This window comes from Nonomuraea montanisoli, from assembly GCF_013363975.1.
Lineage (GTDB): Bacteria > Actinomycetota > Actinomycetes > Streptosporangiales > Streptosporangiaceae > Nonomuraea > Nonomuraea montanisoli.
Genome location: NZ_JABWGN010000007.1, coordinates 302,270 through 317,945 on the forward strand (window position 1 = coordinate 302,270; position 15,676 = coordinate 317,945).

Genomic DNA, 15,676 nt, shown 5'->3' on the forward strand with positions numbered 1-15,676 from the left:
CACACCGGGACCGGCGGCGGACGGGCCCCTGATCGGGGACGCGGGAACCCCTGTCCCTACGATGACTCAGGTGACGATCCGTCGCGGCATCCCCCCGCTGCTCGTCCCGTTGCTCCTGCTGGTCGCCGTCGGCGGCTGCACCTCGGACGAGCCGGCCGGCGTCGAGCTGGCCGATGTCCGGCGCGCCCCGGTCACCGAGGTCGTCGAGGCCCCGGCCACGGTCGGCGCCCGCGCCACGGCGACCCTGCGCGCCCCCGCCCCGGGCACGCTCGCCCACCTGTACGTCCGCGAGGGCGAGCACGTACGCAAGGGCGAGCTGCTGGCCAGGATCCGCTCCCCGCAGGCGGAGGACCAGCTCAAGCAGGCCCGCCAGGCGGCCAGGCTGGCCTCACCGGCCGCCCCGCGCCTGGCGAGCCCCCAGGTGCGGCTCGCCTCCTTCGACACCCGCTCCTTCGACGCCAAGGTCAGCAGGCACTTCGCCCGGGCCCGCAAGGAGGCGCGCAGGATCCGCGACGCCCAGGCCCGCAAGCAGCTCCTCGGCGCCATCGACCTGGCCGAGGCGCAGCACCGGGCGCAGACCAGGGCCCTGGCCTCCATCACCGCGCAGCTCAACCAATCGATCAACAGCGTGCTGTCGGGGGTGACGAGCGGGTTCAGCGGCCTGGCCGGCTCCATGGCCTCGCTCCAGGCGGCCTCCCGCACCCAGGCGAAGGCCGCGGTCAAGGCGGCCGAGGGCACGGTCGCGTCGCTGGCGATCAGGGCCCCCTTCTCCGGAGTGGTCACCCTGGGCCGCGCTTCGGGCGGCGGCGGCTCGGGCGGCCTGGACGGGCTGCTGAGCCAGATCCCCGGCGGCGGCCGGCAGCTCCCGTCGCTGCCGTCCACCGGCTCGGGCGGGGCGGGCACCCCCGTGGCGACCGGCGTCCCCGTGTCGGCCGGCGACTCGATCGTGACCGTCACCGACGTGTCGAGGCTGACCCTGTCCGCCGACATCGACGAGACCGACGTCCTGCTGGTCAGGAAGGGCACCAGGGCCACGGTGGAGCTCGACGCCGTCCCGGGCGCCGGCTACACGGGCCGCGTCACCGGCGTCGGCGTCACCCCGAAGGAGGGCACGACGGGCGGCGTCAGCTACCCGGTGCAGCTCTCGCTCGGCGCGGGGACGTTCGACGACGGCGGCGCGGCGCCCACGCCGAAGCCGGGCATGAGCGCGGTGGCGCGGCTGACCGTGCGCGAGTCGCCGTCGGCCGTGTCGGTCCCGGCGTCCGCGATCGTCTCCAGCGGGCGCGAGAGCGTCGTCTGGGCCGTGCGCGACGGGGTCGCCCAGCGCCGTGTGGTCAAGCTCGGCGCCCAGGGGGAGGCGGTGGTCGAGGTGCTGAACGGGCTGTCGGTCGGCGAGCGGGTCGTGGTCAAGGGCGCCGACTCCGTACGGCCGGGCCAGCGCCTGCCATGACGGCCCCTGACCCCTCGGCGACGGCGCCCGCGCGCCCCGCCGGCCCGCCCGCGATCGAGGCCGTGGACCTCACCCGCCGCTACGACCTCGACGGCGTGTCCGTCGAGGCGCTGCGCGGCGTGTCGCTCCGGATCGGCCAGGGCGAGTTCGCGGCCATCGTCGGGCCGTCGGGCTCCGGCAAGTCGACGCTCATGCACCTGCTCGGCTGCCTCGACCGCCCCACCTCCGGCGTGCTGCGGATCAACGGGGTGGAGATGTCCGGCCTGTCCGACACGCGGCTGGCGGAGCTGCGCAACCAGACGATCGGCTTCGTCTTCCAGTCCTTCCACCTGCTGGCCAGGACCACCGCCCTCGACAACGTCGCCCTGCCGCTCGTCTACCGGGGCGTCGGCCGGGCCGAGCGGCGCGAGCGCGCCAGGACGGCGCTGGAGTCGGTCGGGCTCGGCCACCGGATGGGGCACCGCCCGTCGCAGATGTCCGGCGGCGAGCAGCAGCGGGTCGCCATCGCCCGGGCGCTGGTCGGCGAGCCCAAGGTGCTGCTCGCCGACGAGCCGACGGGCAACCTCGACACGCGCAACGGCACGGAGGTCATGGCGATCCTCGACCGGCTCAACGCCGAGCGCGGGGTCGCCGTCGTCCTGGTCACCCACGAGCCGGAGGTGGCCGCGCACGCCCGCCGGCAGATCCACGTACGCGACGGGCTCATCGAGCTGGACACAGGGGCGGCGGAGGGAAGGCCGTGAGGGGGCGCGAGTCGTTCGTCATGGCGCTGGAGGCGCTGCGGGTCAACCGGCTGCGCAGCGCACTGACCATGCTCGGCGTCATCATCGGCGTGCTGGCCGTGGTCGTCCTCGTGTCGGTCGGCACGGGCGCGAAGGACGCCGTCGAGAAGCAGATCTCCGGCCTCGGCACCAACATCATCCTGGTCGTGCCCGGGCAGCTCACCGTGGGCGCCGCGCCGACGCAGAGCCGGCTGAGCCTGGCCGACGTGGCCTACGTGCGGCGCGTGGTGGGCGATCCGGCCAAGGTGACCGTGTCGCTCCAGTCGGGGGAGACCGTGCGGGTGGGCCGTACGGAGGCGTTCGTGACCATCATCGGCACCGACCAGAACCTCACGAACGTCTTCCAGCGGCCCCTCTCCAAGGGACGCCACCTGAGCGAGACCGACGTCGACACGCGGCGCCGCGTGGCCGTGCTCGGCGCCGAGGTGGCGGCGCGGATGTTCGGCGACGTGGACCCGGTGGGGCGGCAGGTCTCGATCGCCGGGGCGCGGTTCCGGGTGGTCGGCGTGTACGCCACGGTCGGGCAGACGTTCGGGCTCTCCCGCGACCAGGAGGTGCACGTGCCGGTGACGACGGCGCAGCGCATGCTCGGCGTCGACCGGGTCAACGGGCTGGCCGTGGGCGCGTCGGGGCCGGAGGAGGTGGAGGCGCTGCAGGGCAGGGTGGTGGCCGCGCTCACCGAGCGGTACCCGGGCGAGAAGTTCTCCGCCGTCACCCAGACCCAGCTCCTCGGCACGATCGGCAGCGTGCTCGGCATGCTGACCGGCGTGCTGGCGGCCATCGCCGGGATCTCCCTGCTGGTGGGCGGGGTCGGCGTGTCCAACATCATGCTGGTCAGCGTGCGGGAGCGGACCAAGGAGATCGGGCTGCGCAAGGCGCTCGGGGCCCGGCAGCGTGACGTGCTGGCCCAGTTCCTCATCGAGGCGGTGCTGCTGACCACGATCGGCGGCGTGATCGGCATCGTGCTGGGCGTGGGCGGGGCGGTGGCGATCCGGTCGTTCACGGAGGTCCCGGCGTCGATCACGTGGTGGTCGATCGCGCTGGCGTTCGGCGTGTCGGCCGTGGTGGGGGTGTTCTTCGGCGTGGCGCCGGCGCGGAGGGCAGGCCGCCTGGACCCCGTGGTCGCCCTCCGCGCCGAGTAGCCGGGCACGCCCGGGTCAGGCGTCGCGGCGCAGGGTCAGGACGCAGGCGGCGGCCAGCGTGACGGCGATCCAGCCCAGGTAGACGGCGAACCCGCTCCACGGCCCGAGCGAGCTGGCCGGCGACGGGAACGCCACCTGCAGCCCGGCGTTGGAGGTGAACCAGTCGTTCACCGTCCTGCCCCACTGGCCGGGCAGCATCCGGGTGAGTTGCGGCAGCACGAGGATCAGCCCGATGGCCGCGACGAGGGCGCCGGGCGTGTGCCGGACCAGGGCGCCCAGCGCCAGCCCGAACAGGCCGCACGCGGTCAGGTAGAGCCCGGTGCCGGCGACGGCGCGCAGCACGCCGGGGTCGCCGAGCGAGGCCCCGCCGAGGATGGTCCGGCCGACGAGGAACGCGGCGAACGCGGCGGCCATGCAGACCGCCAGCGCCACCGCCGTGAACACCACGAGCTTGCCCGCGAGCAGCAGCAGCCGCCTGGGCACCGCCATGTACGACACCCGGATGGCGCCGGTGCGGTACTCGCCGGTGACGACCAGCGCGCCGAGCGCGGCGACGGCCAGCGCGGCGAAATTGGTTCCCATCAGGCTGATCTCGGCGACGTCGGACGGCTGCACCGGCCCCTGGTGGGAGTTCTTCACCGCGATCGACATCAGGGCGCCGAGCGCCAGCATGAGCAGCGCGGCGGTGCCGAGCGTCCACATGGTCGAGCGGACGGAGCACAGCTTGGTCCATTCCGAACGGATGATGTCGATCACGACGAGTACTCCAGGCTGTCCTTGGTGAGCTCCATGTAGGCCGCCTCCAGCGAGGGCTGCACGAGCGTCAGCTCCTCCAGCGGCAGACCGGCGCGGGCGGTGAGCGCGCCGATCTCCAGCGGCGTCATCGCCGTCACGCGCAGGTGGTCCGGGTGCAGGTGGCCGACCTTGACCAGCTCGGCCACCTCGGCCAGCCGGGGCGAGCGCACCCGTACGTACGCCTGCGAGCTGCGCCCGATGAACTCCGCCACGCTCGTGTCGGCGATCAGCCGGCCCCTGCCGATGACGACGAGGTGGTCGGCGGTCTGTGCCATCTCGCTCATCAGGTGGCTGGAGACGAACACCGCGCGGCCCTCGGCGGCGAGCTCGCGCATGAACGTGCGGATCCACAGGATCCCGTCGGGGTCGAGCCCGTTGACCGGCTCGTCGAAGATGAGCACCTCGGGGTCGCCGAGGAGCGCGGCGGCGATGCCGAGCCGCTGGGACATGCCGAGGGAGAACCCACCGATCCGCTTGCGGGCCACCTCGCGCAGCCCCACGGCCTCCAGCACCTCCATGACCCGGCCCGCCGGGATCGCGTTGCTCTGGGCGATGGCCAGCAGGTGGTCCCAGGCGCTGCGCCCGCCGTGGACGGCCTTGGCGTCCAGCAGCGCGCCCACCTTGCGCAGCGGGTGACGCAGGTCCCGGTACGGCACGCCGTCCACGAGGACCGACCCGCCGGTGGGGCGGTCGAGGCCGAGGATCATCCGCATGGTCGTCGACTTCACGGCTATCGGTTTGGGGCACATAATTGAGGTAGAACCACCAAGAAGGCCCCCACCGAGGAGGTTCCGCCCATGTCCCCCGCAGTCGCCGCCGTCGTGGACTACTGCCGGATCTCCTACGACAAGCGGGGAGACTCCGAAGGCGTCGAGACTCAGCACTTGGAGAACGTGGAGTCTGCGGAGGAGCTTTGCGAGGAGATCACGGGCACTTACGTGGACAACGATCTGTCTGCGTTCTCCGGTGTGGAGCGTCCCGAGTATCAGCGCTTGCTTGCCGACATGGCTGCGGACAAGGTTCGGCTGATCATCGTTCGGCACGCGGACCGGTTGCACCGTGACGTGGAGGAGGTCACGCAGTTCATCAAGGTGGCGCGCGCCCACAAGGTGAAGCTGTACAGCGGCATGAAGGGGTCGTTCTACAACCTGGAGAAGGCCGCCGGGCGCAAGGAGCTGGTGGCCGACACGTTGAGCGCCAGCTACGAGAGCGACCACCGGGGCGAGCGTGTCAGCGACGCCCGCAAGCGTCAGGCCCGCAACGGTGTCTACGGCGGTGGGATACGTCCCTATGGATGGGGCGTGGACACCGGTCGCGTCCGGTCGGTGTGCATCAACCCCAGGGCTCCGATCTCCGAGCGCCGCTATGAGGACCGGCCCGTGCTGGACATGACCCAGCACAACGAGGAGGAAGCGGCAGAGATCCAGCGGTGGGCCAAGGAGCTGTTGGCAGGCGTGCCGACGGATCAGCTTCTTCGCGACCTGGCCAAGCGAGGGGTCAAGACCGCCAGCCAGAACGACGGGCGGAGTTTGAAGCGTCGCGGCAAGGTCATGGAGGCGCAGGGATGGAGCGCCCGGACGATCAAGCAGATCTTGACGCACCCGCGCACGTCGGGCCATGCCGTCCACCAAGGGAAGATCGTTCGTAGGGACGCCTACAAGCCGATCATCCCCGAGGACACGCGACAGGCGTTGATCACACTGTTCGCCGACCCGGCACGCAAGAAGAGCCCCGGCAACACGCCCCGGTGGTTGGGGTCGCTGATCGCGCTGTGTGACCGGTGCGACGACGGCACGGTCGCCACGGTGCGCAACAACAGCCGAGGTGAGCCGGTCTACCGGTGCCGCAGCAAGGGGCACTGTCTGGCCAAGGCCGAAGCGTTGGACGCCTACCTCGCGCGTGTTCTGGTCAAGCGGCTCTCGCGAGAGGACGTTCAAGATCTCCTCCCGGTGAACGTGGACGTGGACGTTGCCGCGTTGCGCGAGGAAATCGTGACCTTGAACCAGGCGAAGAAGAACGCGGCCCGCAAGTTCGCTCTCAACCAGTGGGACGAAGAGACCGCCGACGAGGTGATCACCACCGCGACAGCCCGCATCGCCGAGATTCGCGAGACCTTTAGGCAGGCGTCAGCCGACAGCCCGTTGGCTGAGTTCGCCGCATCCGACGACGCGCAACGCACATGGGACGGGCTGTCTCTCGGCAGGAAGCGGGAGATCTTGAAGCTACTGGTCACGGTCAAGCTCCTGCCGACAGACCGCCGCCGGAACGTGCCGGTGAAGGATTGCGTGATCATCACGCCGAACAAGCCGACCCCACCGCAGCCGGGCAGGCTGGCGGCGTAGCCGCGTGCGCCCCCGCCGGGCAGGTCATCCGGTGGGGGCGCGCCGTAGGGGCTGAGTCGGTTACCGCAGTAGCAGGGCAAGCCGCTCACGCTGGCTCTCGGTTAGCGGCGGCCAGGTGCGGACCATGGCGGTGATCTCCTCATCATCGCTTTGGGGCCGCTCATGCGCGTCTAACTGATCTTCCCGTCCGTCCGTCGAGTCCATTCCTGCCGCCTCACCCGATCGGGCAGGCCAGCGCCGCAACGACAGTGCGCGATGTGATCAGCGCACGCTGACGCCGGGGCATGACCGCCCGCATGATCGTTTAATGGGGTGCTGTCTGGCAGCGGCCGGGCGGCCCACCCACCCGCCCATGGCGCGGTGCTTGATCGCCGTAGGTCAGGTGCAGGTGGACTGCCGGGGAAGAAGGGCCAACCCCTAACAGCCAAGAACTTGAAGTGGTGCCTTCGGCGCGTTTTGCCTGGTGGCGGCCCTCGCCGCACGTGCCGGCCGAAGTAGCGCCGATCTACTCTGTGAGCCCGAGTCGCCAGGCTTCGCGCGCTTGGCGATGCTCACGGCCGAGCACTTCGGCCAACACTCGATCGCCCAGGGTGTGATAGCCGATGCCCGTGACCCGCCAGTCGCCCACCATGACCGTCGCCATGCCGCTATTGCCCTCATCGCGCTGTGCCCAGGGGTCGCGTTCGCGTGCCCGCCTAGCCAGCCGCCAGGCGCGGCGTGCCTCCCGGAGCGCGGCGAAGGTGGTCGAATAGCGGCGGCTCTTGGAGGTCACATGGCCACGGAAGCCAAGCGTGTGCACATGCCGCGCCAGTCGCAGCGCACGGCAGGTGCCCAAGCGTGCCAGTCTGCGCACCGTCTGCGTGAGCGCGGCGACGTGCGCCGGGAGCGCACGGCCCTCTTCCAAGTCGCGCTCGTCGGCACGTGGCCGGGACGCCGGGAGACCGCTCACGCTGTCGGAGACCGTTTTGGTGGCGTACTTGGCCAGGTACCCGGCCACCCGCGCCCGGTCGATCTCACGAGGTTGCACCGGCCGAACGTCAAGTTGAGTGCCCCAGCGTGCCACCGCCGCCGTCCGTCCATCGACCACGGGAAGCGGGACGCTGACCCGGTGCGCCGCGTACGCCAGTGCCGCCGTGAGCAGGTCCACACCCGCCCAAGCCGGAGGCGGGGCGAGTTGATCCGGGCAGTCGGGGTTGACGCCGTCCAGGCGGGCCAGCACATGCAGGTGGACCACGCCACGCTTCTGGAATTCGGCCACTTTCGCGTAGGAGAGGCGTAGCAGCTCACGGATTTTGCGCACCGTCACCGGCTGCCCGCCAACGCTCGGCGCGAGTGCCGCCAGCGCGCGATAGACGTAGATCACCGTGCGCCGCCACAACTCCCCGACATGCGCGTTCCACAGCACCAGTCCGGCCAGGTCCGCGCAGTCCTCACACAAAGGAGCCCCGACCATGCCATCGCCGGGGCTGTGGCGCGCGTCGCACCATAGCGGCCTACCGTGCTCGCAGGTCCTCCTACCGCGTCGGCCGCCTCTGGCAGTCCGGCACACCTTCCCGTCGCGGGCGGCGTGCACGGTTCCGAAGCTGGGAGCGGTGAACGTGGCCAGCACCATCGGATGCGGAAGCCGATCGTCTGTGTCGCCGTCGTCGCTGCCGTTCTCGGCGGGGGTCACGCCCCCGGCGAACACGTGCCAGGCATCGGCCCGGTAGCGCGCCGCGCACGGCGGACAGACGCTCTCGCGGCGATCCTTGCAGGCCACCAGCAGCACCCCGCCCGGCTCCTCCAGGCTGGAGTAGGTGGCGTCGATCTCACCCGTCGCCGCGTTGACCGTCATCGCCGAGCCGATCAGCCGCACCGGTCGCACGCAGTGCCCAGCACGTTCCACTTGGGCTGTCCAACGCCGGTAGTGATCATCATCAGCCATGCGGGCGATCATCTGCCCGAGTACCGTCTGAGTCCTCATCATCTGACATCTCCGTCTCACCGGCCATTCCGGCCGGGAGGCGGTCCCCACATCCGCCCCCGGGTTATGCTCTAGGCCCTTGATCGCCCGGACCCCTCATGTCCGGTCAGTCGTGGCCCCTTGGTGCTGGCTGGTCAGCCGCCCGCCCTGATCGGCTCCCACCGATCCAGCACCGCTTGCCGCAGGGTGGCCAGGTCGTCCGGGCCATCCAGCAACGTCACCCCGAGCCCGCCGCACTGCCACGGCGAGTGCACGAACGCCCGAAGGGTGTCTTCCAGTTGCCGTTCGCCGCTGGCCTTGAGCCAGCTCACGAACCGCTCGGCCGCGTAGGCGTCGCCGATCTCCACTGGAGTGAACTCTTCGTTGGCGATCCACGCCTTCACTGTTGTGCTCCTTTCCCGGGTGTCGGTGTCGCGGGTGATCCCCGTATCGCCCGCGACCTGTACTCCGGGGGTGAGGCTCCCCGTCTTACGTGGTGACCGTCCTGGGGGGACGGGATTGTCAGATAGTGGTTGTACGGCGCTCGGCACTGCCGGGTTCAACCGTTCGCCACCTTTTTCGGTGAAAATGTCGGTTTCCGGAAAGCTGCCCGGACCGTTCCACTCCCGGGCAGCCTCCCATCAGCGGCGGGTCAGAGGACCCGGACGCAGGTGGCGGGCACGTAGCCGAACGGGCTCCCGATGAGGCTCACCCGGCCGGAGCGGACCTTGTACCAGTCCGCGCCCCGCAGCCCGCACTTGCTCGGGTAGCTGTTGGCCCCGCTGCCGCGCACGAACTCGCACGTGCTGAGGATCGTTCCGCGCGGCACGCTGCGCACCACCAGCCCGTTGACGAACGGGAAGTCACGGATCGCGATCTTGCTGCCGATGACCTGGAGGCTCCGGCACGCCGCCCCCTGCCGGACGTCGCCCCGCGTGACGCTCTGCGCGCTGACGGGGGTTGCCGACAGGGGCAGCGCCGCCAGGCTGGCGGTGGTGACGACGGTGGCGAGCAGCGTGAACAGCTTGGACATGATCTCTCCTTGGATTGTTGGTTGAGCAGGGTCGTTGATTGAGCAGGTGTTGCGGGGGACCGCTCTAGCGGTCGATCCAGTGCACGGCGTTGGTGGCGCGCAGCTCCGCCGCGTAGGCCGCCAGGTCCGACAGTTGCCCGTCGCTGAGGTAGAAGCCCTTCTGACGGACCGGCCCGGCCGAGCCCGCCAGCAGGTAGCCGACGCCGGCCGCGCCCAGGGGGATGGTCGAGGCGTCCACGCCCCGGGCCGCCCAGCCCGAGCCCAGTACGGTGTCGGAGGCTTCCCGGGTCGAGCAGCGCAGCGCCCACCGGGTGTCGAACAGATCCCGGATGTAGGTGGGCACCACGTCAGAGCCCGGCTTCTGGGTCGCGGCGATGATGCGCACCGCCGCCGCCCGCCCGCGAGCCCCCAGCTCATGCAGGGGCAGCAGGAACGCTTCGCGCTTCTTCTTGTCCGGGTGCAGGGTGAACGTGGCCAGTTCGTCGATCACCACGGCCAGCAGCCCGAACCCCATGCCGCGCGTGATCTTCCGCGCGCCGCAGGCGGCCAGGTAGCCATAGCGTTCGTCCATCTGAGCACGCGCCCAGTCCAGCCCGTCGATTGCGCTGTCGATGTCGCTGCGGATTCCGCCGTGCGCCACCTTCTCCCAGGCGGCCAGCTCCACCCCGTGCTTGCCGTCGATGAAGACGCCCTGCGTGGCGGGGTCGAGCATCGCGCCCGCGATCAGGCTGTGCAGCGACACCGACTTGCCGGATTCGGGGGTGCCGCCGATCAGCACATGCACGCCCATCGCTACGGCCTCCCTTCGATCTCAGGCGGGCCACCCTGGACAGGCACCAGCCCGTCACTGAGCAGCGAGACCGTCACCAGTGCGCCGGTTTCCGACACCCCGACCGGGATGGGCTCCCACGCATCAGCGACCCAGCCCTGATCCGGCGCATCGGCCCAGGGCCAGCCGAGCACCCCGAAGGCGTCCAGCGGATCGCGCCGGATCACCTCCACATGCGCGTACCGGGCGTTCAGGTCATCGGCAGAGACGAGGACTTCGGCCGCTTCCAGCGAGGAGGCCAGCCACGGCGCACGGTCCTCTATGTCGCAGGCCGCGCCGCCTTTGGGCACCCGCACCAGCAGGCGTTCCCCCGCCCCGGTCGGGGTCGCTTCCATCACGCGGGGGACGCGGTCGTTGTGGGTGGCCAGCCCGGCGAAGCGGGCCGCCCGATCCCAGCGCCGGATGATGCGTGCCCGCCACAGCAGGGCGACCAGCCAGCCGCGCACCGCAGAGACCCCGAGCATCGCGGCCAGGTAGACCGCCACCACCAGCGCGACCGGCCAGCCGCCCAGCATCCAGCCGCCGCCCACCAGAGCGACCACGGCAGCGGTCAGAGCGATCTCGCGCCGGATGAGCCATGCCGGACGCAGCACGTACATGGTCAGCAGCGAGCCGCGAGTGTTCTGCGCGCGGATCGGGACGGCGGGCATCTCCACCGCTGGGGGCAGCCCGGACGGACGCCCCGGAACCTGCGGCCCCAGCATCAGCTCTCGCCCCCGGGCTCACCCGGCACCGGCGAGGAGTGCCGGGCCGAGGCGAGCGGGTTACGCCCCCGCGTGCCACCCGCCGTGTCGGCACCGGACGGGGCGGGCGGGGCGGGCACGGCCTGAGCCGGGGCCGCCGTCAGCGGCACGACCGCCGAAGCGCTCCACCACCGCACGTCACCGTCCTTGGCCATGCCGTAGCACAGCCCCTCCACCCGGACCGGCTGACCGGGCACCAGGTGCCGCTGTTCGCCCGGCAGATTGAACTTGATCTTCGTGGAGTCGGTGCCGTCCATCGCCAGCAGGTTCACGACCATGACCGGCTGACCGTCTTCGGTCACCTTGGCCTTCTTGGTCGCGAAGTCCCGCGCCGGAATCGGCGGGGAGGTTACCGTGAACCCCAGTTGGCTCGTGTCGATCGGGAATCGCATCCGCGTACCTCCCAGCGTTGGGGTGTCCCTGTGACACCCACGATGCCAAGCAGTACTCGAACACGTGTTCGAATGGTTCGAAACGATGCCGCCCCGGCATACCCATGTGCGCCCGCGCGCCGCGCGTGATAGATCGCCCCGGCCGGGCACCGGCCGCGCGCTGTGTGATGAGTTTCCCTACTACATCAAGCCCGCCCGGCCCCCGACCGGGCGGGGCGGCCCCCGCGGAATTGATCTTGTAGGTGGGGCGTCCAGGGATGCGTGCACAGGACCCTAGGACGCCGCCCAGGCCCACCTTCCCCTCTGCCCACTGCCTCTATATCAGTTACCGAACCATCGCAGACAGTAGCAATGCGTGGCTGCTGTAGGAGGACCACCGCTACCGGCCCCAGGTGGCCACGGCAGCGGGTCGCGCCGGCGGTCGGCATCGGGACTGCGCGCGGCGCTAGCGCGCCGTGCTCGCCCTCGCCACCCGACGGCACGCCCCTCGCCGCGACCACCGAACCGCCCAGCACCCGCCGACGCCCCGCACCCTACGAGTTCGCTCAGTCCGACGCCGACCTGTGCAAGCGGCTCATCTCGGCAGTGGTTCGAAGGCCACGAGGCATCATGTGCGCGCCCAGCAGCCTCGCTCAGTCCTGCCCTACCGCGTCAGGTCAGGCGACCGAGTGGCGGACGACGCCTGTGTAGGTACCAGCGACCGCCTGGGCAGGCACGTCGATCACGACGGTCGGGCTCCAGGAGGCGGAGTTGCTGCCCGACCCGCTGGTCTTGGAGAAGGCAATACGGGTCTGGTCAAGCACGACGGCGGAGGCGGCGTTGGCCTGCCCAGGCACGAAGGTTCCAGTGCCAGTGGTGGCCGTGGCCGGGCCGGACCAATAGCTGACGCGGCTATTGGCCACTGTCTCGGCAGGCGTGCCGCCTCCAGTGGTGAAGTCGGTGGCCGATACTTGCGCCACCCAGGTTGCAGTCACGGTAGCGCGCTGGTCGGAGACGGTCACGGTGCCGATTTGCCCGCTGATCGTGCCGCCAGGGCTTCCGGTGCCGATACTGACTGGCCCGTTGGGCACAGTGATCTGCAAGCCAGTCCCGGCGCTGACGGTGAAGAGAACCGTGGTGTTGCAGTTCGTTGAAGCCGCACAAGTGTCGGCATGGGCGGGCATCGCCGTCATCGCGGTCGTGATCGCGGCGGCCAGCGCCGTTGCCAAGGCGCGGCGGCGGGTGTCGAACATGTGCGAACTCCATAAAAGCTGTCCGGGTCCCCGAGACCTCATCGTCAGTGATCGCATCCTTGACATCGAACAGCAGGCACAGACCATCCGCCACGCGACACAGGGGCACTGTTTGCCGTGACCTGGGGCGTCTGGTGGCATAGCGCGGGGAACGGCGGTCAATTTGCCATCTACAGACATGTATGAGGTTCGCGGCCAGGCGTGCGCGGCCTAGACTTCCGGCAACTTCCCAAAACCACCCGGCGAGCGGATTTACCCGTCATCCGCTCGCCGGGACCGAGTTGTCCGTGACCACTCCCGTTGAGCGACCTAACGGGGTTCTGGAGAGGTGCGGCCCGACACGGCGGCCAACTTGGCACGTTGTTCCAGTTCAAGCACGCACTCAGAACACGCGCGCGCCGCCGTGGGAACGAACGGGAGCGACCATTCCAGCAGCGGCAGGGGACGAGCCCTCATCCCGCATAGGCTGACGGTCGAATCGGCCGGTACCGCATGCTGAATAGCCCGGCGGGTCCCCTTAGAGAGCCCAAGCCGGTAAACATCGGCCTGCCCCGGCTGCGGAAGGCTGTTATAGATCTCCAGGTCATCCCAGTGGACGGGCCAGCGCAGCACCCCGCCGGGCGACTCCTCACGCTCGCCGTCCAGTTCGATCAGGGCATAGGCACCGTGGCGCACGATGCCCACCACTGTCGCTTGCCGTCCGACCAACCACGCGGCACAGTCCCGCGTCCGCTCCGGGCTGTATCGCATTTGCGCGATCGTGGCCCGGCATCCCACCTTGGACCACAGCCCGTTCACCGGACGTCCTCATCCCCGGAGCGCGTGGCCGAGACCAGACCGGTGATCAGCTCCGAATGCGGATGGTTGTCACGCAAGTAGGTGTAGCGGAGGGCGACCCGCCGAGCAGCCCGAACGGGTTCGAGGGCCGGGTGCCAGGCATACACCACGCGCTTTCGCAGGGCATCCCAGCCGGTACGCCACCAGTAGCGCTCGCCGTCGCACCAGACGACCAGACCGACCCATACCGACACGAGGGCAAGACCGTAGCCCTGGTGAACGTCTGACCCGATCTGGTGGTCGTCGAGAGCCCGCTGGAGTTGCGTGGCACTCTCTGCGACGGGAAGCGTGGATCTTGCCGGGCGGCCATCAGGCCAGCCATGAAGGTTGCTCTTGTCCCGGAAAGCCATGTCCGGGACGGTAACCCCAGCTCAGAAGGCCATGGGGCCCAAAATGGGGCCCCTTAGACGGGGCCCGCAGATGGACTATCAGGTGGGGACGCCGACGAGTTCGGCAAGGCCCATCGCGTCGGCCTTGAGAGGACCGCGCGTCCCCGTCGCCAGTTCGGCGACCAGCGATCGGGCAGAGGGTGTGTATCGAACCGTCTCTGGTGACGCGTCACAGGCCCGGTTCATGAAGTGCAGCGCACCCGCCTTGTCGTCGCGCTGACTGTAGGCACGGGCGAACTCGACCAGCACGCGGGCGCGGCGCTCGACCGAGGGCACGGTCTTGAGGTCGATCGACTCGGCACGCTGGAGCGCAGCACCGGGCGTACGGAGATCGACCCCCACGGACACCGCGTGAAAGTCGGTGTTGCCCTGACTGAACACGGTCCATGTCTGCGCGTAGCCCTTGGGCAAGCGTTGGGCGACCGCGTTGGCTTCGTCCCAGTGCCGCCAGGCGTCACCGTCCCGGCCTTCCCGGGCGTGAGTGATCGCTGCGTGCAGGTTAAGCGCGCCGTACATCCCTCGCAGGTCATCCGTGCCTTCCTCCAGGTGAGGCCGCAGGACGTCAGCCGCTTCGTTCACGGCTGCAAGGGCTTCTTCGGCGTAACCGGTCTCTCGCAGTCCGTTGGCGAACGACCATGCAGCACCGGCGAGCGCCAGGGGGTCGTCGGCGTCTTGGGACGCTAGCCGGGCGCGGTCAGCAATGATCCAGTACAGCTCAGGCTCGCAGGCGTAAGCCGTCGCCTGTTGCGTGAGCCGGTAGACGTCCGCCAGTGTCGCCGAGGCTTCTCGCCGCTCTCGGCCATCGAGCGAGCGGGCGAGGCGTTGGGCGTCGGTGATGAGGCCAGGCAAGAGCGCTCCGACCTCCGATCGCTGGAAACGGGAGGTGTGCCACAGTCGCCAGGCTTCCGCGACACGGCCTCTGAGAACGTCGAGGACGGGCAGATCGTTGCCGGTATCGTGCGCCCACAGATGCCCCCGAACGGCATCGCGTACCCCAGGAATGAACGGGGCCATCCCCGCAGCGGCGGCGTTCACCGGCACGGGAGACTGTGCGCCTGTCAGTAGGGACAGATCGTTGATGCCCAGGGCCGTTGCGAGTCGGTTGAGGAGTTCGTAACTCCTCAGCTCCCGTTCGCCTCGTTCGATCTTCTTCAGCCAGGACGGGCCCCGGCCGACGAGTCCGGCGAGAACCGTGCGAGACATACCCCGCCGTTCCCGGAGTAGTTGGATGCGGGCACCAGTGGCCAGCTCTGGGGGAAGGGTCTCGGACACAGCCACCACCACGGGAAGTAAGGCCAGTTCTATCGCCAGAGTACGCCCGCGACCTTGAACGGCGACAGATCAACGTGCGCAAAGGCGTCCGACTTCACGCCGTATGGAGTCGGTTGCGACAGTGCGAGCCGAGCCAGATTGAAGGCGCTTTTTGGGAACCCCCTCGGGTGCCCCTCCGCACTGCGTGCCTTCGGCCCGCTGGACTCGCCGCAGACCGGCGCGCAAGCGGGGCGGGGGTTGCCGAATCGTTTCGGAGCCAACTTCATGGGGACCCCTCCAAGATCCCAAAAGGGGGGCGGGGAGGGGAGTACGGGGGCGGGGGCGTCGCCCCTCCCCGATTAGCGGACGATTGTAATGCCCCCTTTTGGGATCTTGCCCCATGAAGTCAGCGCCACCGCAACGATTCGGAAACCCCCTTACGTCTGTGAATCCCAGCACGTCACAGCCATAATGGAGACCCTGCCGCACGCCTGAGCATCGTTACCAAACCGCAAGT

The 15,676-nt window shown here is 69.9% G+C and carries 16 protein-coding genes; 4 read left to right on the plus strand and 12 right to left on the minus strand.

Annotation, left to right across the window (positions count from 1 at the left end; translation table 11 throughout):
• The first annotated feature begins 70 nt into the window (after positions 1-70).
• The 3 genes from HTZ77_RS19700 to HTZ77_RS19710 are packed head-to-tail and all read left to right on the plus strand — an operon-like array spanning position 71 to position 3,374.
• A complete protein-coding gene (locus tag HTZ77_RS19700; RefSeq protein ID WP_175591074.1) occupies positions 71-1,450 on the plus strand; it encodes an efflux RND transporter periplasmic adaptor subunit in 1,380 nt (459 codons plus the stop codon).
• Positions 1,447-2,193 carry an ABC transporter ATP-binding protein gene (locus HTZ77_RS19705; RefSeq protein ID WP_175591075.1) on the plus strand — a complete coding sequence of 249 codons (747 nt, stop codon included), beginning with the start codon at positions 1,447-1,449 and terminating at the stop codon, positions 2,191-2,193. The genes HTZ77_RS19700 and HTZ77_RS19705 overlap by 4 nt, the downstream gene beginning before the upstream one ends.
• Positions 2,190-3,374 (plus strand): ABC transporter permease, encoded by a 1,185-nt coding sequence (locus HTZ77_RS19710; protein WP_175591076.1) that lies wholly within the window; start codon positions 2,190-2,192, stop codon positions 3,372-3,374. The genes HTZ77_RS19705 and HTZ77_RS19710 overlap by 4 nt, the downstream gene beginning before the upstream one ends.
• Positions 3,375-3,389: 15 nt before the next feature.
• Here the strand turns inward: HTZ77_RS19710 and HTZ77_RS19715 are convergent, their stop codons facing one another.
• Complete coding sequence (locus tag HTZ77_RS19715) at positions 3,390-4,130, minus strand: ABC transporter permease subunit (RefSeq protein ID WP_175591077.1); 741 nt, start codon at positions 4,128-4,130, stop codon at positions 3,390-3,392.
• Positions 4,127-4,897: an ATP-binding cassette domain-containing protein gene (locus tag HTZ77_RS19720; protein WP_328808661.1), complete on the minus strand. Its 771-nt coding sequence runs from the start codon at positions 4,895-4,897 to the stop codon at positions 4,127-4,129. The genes HTZ77_RS19715 and HTZ77_RS19720 overlap by 4 nt, the downstream gene beginning before the upstream one ends.
• 69 nt (positions 4,898-4,966) lie before the next feature.
• Between HTZ77_RS19720 and HTZ77_RS19725 the strand changes: the two genes are divergently transcribed.
• A complete protein-coding gene (locus HTZ77_RS19725; RefSeq protein ID WP_175591079.1) occupies positions 4,967-6,511 on the plus strand; it encodes a recombinase family protein in 1,545 nt (514 codons plus the stop codon).
• A gap of 505 nt (positions 6,512-7,016) precedes the next feature.
• On the opposite strand, the gene HTZ77_RS19730 is transcribed toward HTZ77_RS19725, so the two are convergent.
• The 10 genes from HTZ77_RS19730 to HTZ77_RS19775 all read right to left on the minus strand — a co-directional run bounded on the left by HTZ77_RS19730 (position 7,017) and on the right by HTZ77_RS19775 (position 15,192).
• Positions 7,017-8,435: a replication initiator gene (locus tag HTZ77_RS19730; protein WP_175591080.1), complete on the minus strand. Its 1,419-nt coding sequence runs from the start codon at positions 8,433-8,435 to the stop codon at positions 7,017-7,019.
• Between the two features lie 173 nt (positions 8,436-8,608).
• Positions 8,609-8,857, minus strand: a complete 249-nt coding sequence (locus tag HTZ77_RS19735; RefSeq protein ID WP_175591081.1) for a hypothetical protein — start codon at positions 8,855-8,857, stop codon at positions 8,609-8,611.
• Between the two features lie 248 nt (positions 8,858-9,105).
• Positions 9,106-9,486, minus strand: a complete 381-nt coding sequence (locus HTZ77_RS19740; protein WP_175591082.1) for a hypothetical protein — start codon at positions 9,484-9,486, stop codon at positions 9,106-9,108.
• 64 nt (positions 9,487-9,550) lie between these two features.
• On the minus strand, positions 9,551-10,276 hold the full coding sequence (locus HTZ77_RS19745; RefSeq protein ID WP_175591083.1) for an FtsK/SpoIIIE domain-containing protein: 726 nt from the start codon (positions 10,274-10,276) through the stop codon (positions 9,551-9,553).
• Positions 10,277-10,278: 2 nt separating this feature from the next.
• Positions 10,279-11,019, minus strand: coding sequence for a hypothetical protein (locus HTZ77_RS19750; protein WP_205302871.1), 741 nt, complete (start codon positions 11,017-11,019; stop codon positions 10,279-10,281).
• On the minus strand, positions 11,019-11,360 hold the full coding sequence (locus tag HTZ77_RS19755; protein WP_175591085.1) for a hypothetical protein: 342 nt from the start codon (positions 11,358-11,360) through the stop codon (positions 11,019-11,021). The genes HTZ77_RS19750 and HTZ77_RS19755 overlap by 1 nt, the downstream gene beginning before the upstream one ends.
• Positions 11,361-12,106: 746 nt before the next feature.
• Complete coding sequence (locus HTZ77_RS19760) at positions 12,107-12,682, minus strand: hypothetical protein (RefSeq protein WP_175591086.1); 576 nt, start codon at positions 12,680-12,682, stop codon at positions 12,107-12,109.
• Between the two features lie 309 nt (positions 12,683-12,991).
• Positions 12,992-13,480, minus strand: coding sequence for a hypothetical protein (locus tag HTZ77_RS19765; protein WP_175591087.1), 489 nt, complete (start codon positions 13,478-13,480; stop codon positions 12,992-12,994).
• Positions 13,477-13,869 carry a hypothetical protein gene (locus HTZ77_RS19770; RefSeq protein ID WP_175591088.1) on the minus strand — a complete coding sequence of 131 codons (393 nt, stop codon included), beginning with the start codon at positions 13,867-13,869 and terminating at the stop codon, positions 13,477-13,479. The genes HTZ77_RS19765 and HTZ77_RS19770 overlap by 4 nt, the downstream gene beginning before the upstream one ends.
• A 78-nt stretch (positions 13,870-13,947) precedes the next feature.
• Positions 13,948-15,192: a helix-turn-helix domain-containing protein gene (locus tag HTZ77_RS19775; protein ID WP_328808662.1), complete on the minus strand. Its 1,245-nt coding sequence runs from the start codon at positions 15,190-15,192 to the stop codon at positions 13,948-13,950.
• Positions 15,193-15,676: the final 484 nt, after the last annotated feature.

Coding starts and splice junctions, on each gene's coding strand:
- HTZ77_RS19705 (WP_175591075.1), top strand. CDS start 1,447: ATGACGGCCCCTGACCCCTCGGCGACGGCGCCCGCGCGCCCCGCCGGC.
- HTZ77_RS19725 (WP_175591079.1), top strand. CDS start 4,967: ATGTCCCCCGCAGTCGCCGCCGTCGTGGACTACTGCCGGATCTCCTAC.
- HTZ77_RS19730 (WP_175591080.1), bottom strand. CDS start 8,435: ATGGCTGATGATGATCACTACCGGCGTTGGACAGCCCAAGTGGAACGT.
- HTZ77_RS19740 (WP_175591082.1), bottom strand. CDS start 9,486: ATGTCCAAGCTGTTCACGCTGCTCGCCACCGTCGTCACCACCGCCAGC.
- HTZ77_RS19745 (WP_175591083.1), bottom strand. CDS start 10,276: ATGGGCGTGCATGTGCTGATCGGCGGCACCCCCGAATCCGGCAAGTCG.
- HTZ77_RS19750 (WP_205302871.1), bottom strand. CDS start 11,019: ATGCTGGGGCCGCAGGTTCCGGGGCGTCCGTCCGGGCTGCCCCCAGCG.
- HTZ77_RS19760 (WP_175591086.1), bottom strand. CDS start 12,682: ATGTTCGACACCCGCCGCCGCGCCTTGGCAACGGCGCTGGCCGCCGCG.
- HTZ77_RS19770 (WP_175591088.1), bottom strand. CDS start 13,869: ATGGCTTTCCGGGACAAGAGCAACCTTCATGGCTGGCCTGATGGCCGC.